We start from the raw sequence: 2,607 nt of genomic DNA, 5'->3' as shown, positions 1-2,607 counted from the left end.
CCAGTGCGATCATATCGGCACGCCGTATATGATGACGGACGAAGCGGGCGATGTGGTGTGGGAGGCGACGTACAAGGCTTGGGGGGAGACGCAGGACGTTATTGCGCGGGTGTCGAAGACGGTGGGGATGGCGCCGGGGAATCCGATTCGGTTTCAGGGGCAGCAGGAGGATCCTGAGACGGGGCTCTCACTAAACCGACACCGCTACTACGACCCAAGCATTGGAAGGTTCATATCGGCAGACCCGATTGGGTTGCGCGGTGGGCTAAACCTGCATCAATACGCACCGAACCCGATTCAGTGGATTGATCCGCTGGGTTTGACATGCTGCAAGTGCCTGTACCGTGGCGTAAGCGCAAAGCACCCAGCTATCGAAGATGCGAAGAAGGGTATCGTTAAACCTGGGAATCCCAACGGTGACGTAACGGCTGACCAACATAACGCTGGCGGTCGTTCTGGGGATAGCCCCTTCACTTCGTGGACTCGCGACCCAGAAATCGCGAAGTGGTGGGCGAACCGAGAAGGCCCCGGTGGCGTCGTGTTGGAACTCCCTACAGGCGCGCCGAATCCCAAGGATACCTGGTCATGGGAATATTCGATCGACGAATACGGTGAGCAGGAGGTCTTGCTGCGCGGCTGCAGGTCTGGAGCAAAGGTGACGCATCAATGAAGATTCGAGAGATATCAAACCATGTGGATTTCGCGTCAATCACTGGGCGCCAAGACCTTAGCAAACCGGCTTTGGATGTCCTGGCGACAGCGATAGGCAGAGGAGATCTAGAGGAATTTCTGCGGCATGAAGGGAATTTGGATGAATTCTCTCGCGCCGGAATGATAGGGCTCCTCCAACTTCGGTCAAACAATCTGCGTGCGCAAGGCCGTGAATGTCACGGCTTCGACGAAGCCTTGGCCGTGGTCACTTCGCTCGATGACAGCGAGCGCATTTGCTGGATGGCCGTGCCAACCTCGGAGCATCTTCTTGTTCTCTTGTTGGCGGTCTCCAGTTATGCGGTGCTTGCCTGCATGTCGCTTAAGCGAAATGACAAAAAGAGACCGACGCTCCCGCCCGACTGGGACGGCTCGGCACCCACGTGACCGAGATGGCAAGAATCGCTCGGACGATGAAAATGGTTTCAGGGGCAGCAGTTCGATGAAGAAAGCGGGCTGCATTACAGCCGGCACAGATACTATGACCCCGCCAGCGGTCGGTTCATATCGAACGATCCTATCGGCTTGGCCGGCGGCTCCAACTTGCACTTGTATGCGCCGAATCCGGTCATGTGGACGGACCCGTTGGGGCTAGTCCGACTGCGTGATACGGATCCCAAGGGCGGCTCGCTCAGCGACATTCAAACACGCTGCTGGTACAAACGCGAAGAGCAGAACATTGACCAACAGCTTTGTAGCTGTAAGAACGTGAAGCAGAAGGCGCGGCTTGCTCACAAGCTCCGCAATCAAGCGCGCATTCGCGCCAGACTTTTGATGGCGGATCGCGAAGCAGCGACTGCGCTCTACACGGGGGTCAATTCGCCCACTGGCAAAGCAGAACCGATGCTTACTTGGCAAGAAACGATGTCCAAGGCGCGTAGTAAAGGCTATGAGGGCGATGATGCGTATAACTACATCATCGGTTCGTCAAAGCGGTCGCGTCCCGGCGTTGACAAGATGACGATCGGGGACATGGACTGTAATAAGGTGCTCAGCGATGCGGGAATTTAACTCACGCGAACTTGACTCGCTCGATTTCGACGAGGTGCTTGCGCGCCTGCGACGCGGCGTCGATGGTCTTACGTTGGAAAAGACGGCATCAATTCCGGAAGCAGATGTTCTGTGCTGTCGTTACAAAGGAAAGCGCTTCAACGTCAAGTTCGATCTAGATTATGGTGTCTGCATCGAAGCAATAGATGGGTTATCGGACAATGAGTTCAAGGAGGTCGTAGACCTCCTGAAATGACGTGTCATGACAGAGGGCCGCTTGCGCGGCCCTCTGTCATTGAAGCGGTGATCAGTCGAAAGCTTGCCGGATGAAGATGTGCCGTTTGATGTAGTCGACGGAAAAGTAGACGCGCTCGCCGGGCATGAAGCCGAGGTGCCCGAGCAGGGCATCGGTGACCTGCATCCACGGGATGAACGGCTTGTTCGACCCGCCTGGAAGCTCAGCGGAGCTTTGCAGTGGCACTTCGAAAGCAATCGGCTCTTCGTCTGCCGCTGGACGTGTTTTATGATTGGCCTTAGCCATGAACAACTCCTTGACCGAGTTGGTTGTGGTTAGCGGGCCGGATGGGTTGCCGCCCATGCGGCCCGCGCTCTTACTGCATTACCTTCCTTCTCTCTCCTATCGGCTTGCGCCGGCGCTGCGCCGCGCAGTTGCCTTCTTCGCGACCGGCGCCGCTGGCCGTGCCGAATCCCACCGCCTCGATTGGTACTTGATGATCAGGCTCTCCACGACTTCCCTGATGACGGCGCGTTCGTCGTCCGAAAGCTGCTGAACGGCTTCGAACTGCAAGGCGAGATCGTCGGAAGGGGCACGCTCCCCTTCCTCAAAAAGTAGCCAATCGGTCGAGATGGCAAAGGTCCGGGCGATCTTGCGCAGCGCTTCGGCCGAGG

At 57.2% G+C, this 2,607-nt stretch carries 5 protein-coding genes and 2 pseudogenes; 5 read left to right on the top strand and 2 right to left on the bottom strand.

Annotated elements, in window-relative coordinates; translation table 11 throughout:
• The 5 genes and pseudogenes from QQS38_RS25850 to QQS38_RS25830 form a co-directional block, all read left to right on the top strand.
• A partial coding sequence (locus tag QQS38_RS25850) for an RHS repeat domain-containing protein (protein WP_479648176.1) occupies positions 1-670 on the top strand: 670 nt, incomplete at its 5' end.
• Entirely contained in the window at positions 667-1,095 is a 429-nt protein-coding gene (locus QQS38_RS25845; protein ID WP_479648175.1) for a hypothetical protein, read from the top strand. The genes QQS38_RS25850 and QQS38_RS25845, both read left to right, overlap by 4 nt.
• Positions 1,096-1,131: 36 nt before the next feature.
• Positions 1,132-1,302 (top strand): annotated as a pseudogene (locus QQS38_RS25840) (RHS repeat-associated core domain-containing protein); the annotation flags it as partial.
• Positions 1,279-1,719, top strand: a complete 441-nt coding sequence (locus tag QQS38_RS25835; protein WP_479648174.1) for a hypothetical protein — start codon at positions 1,279-1,281, stop codon at positions 1,717-1,719. The pseudogene QQS38_RS25840 and the gene QQS38_RS25835, both read left to right, overlap by 24 nt.
• Positions 1,706-1,954, top strand: coding sequence for a hypothetical protein (locus QQS38_RS25830; RefSeq protein WP_479648173.1), 249 nt, complete (start codon positions 1,706-1,708; stop codon positions 1,952-1,954). The genes QQS38_RS25835 and QQS38_RS25830 overlap by 14 nt, the downstream gene beginning before the upstream one ends.
• A gap of 51 nt (positions 1,955-2,005) precedes the next feature.
• Here the strand turns inward: QQS38_RS25830 and QQS38_RS25825 are convergent, their stop codons facing one another.
• Positions 2,006-2,239, bottom strand: coding sequence for a hypothetical protein (locus QQS38_RS25825; RefSeq protein ID WP_479648172.1), 234 nt, complete (start codon positions 2,237-2,239; stop codon positions 2,006-2,008).
• A gap of 96 nt (positions 2,240-2,335) precedes the next feature.
• Positions 2,336-2,607: pseudogene (locus QQS38_RS25820) on the bottom strand (hypothetical protein); the annotation flags it as partial.

Source organism: Trinickia sp. Z7, from assembly GCF_056498045.1.
Note: the sequence above shows the minus strand (reverse complement) of the source record. Positions and strands in the feature narration are given on the sequence as shown.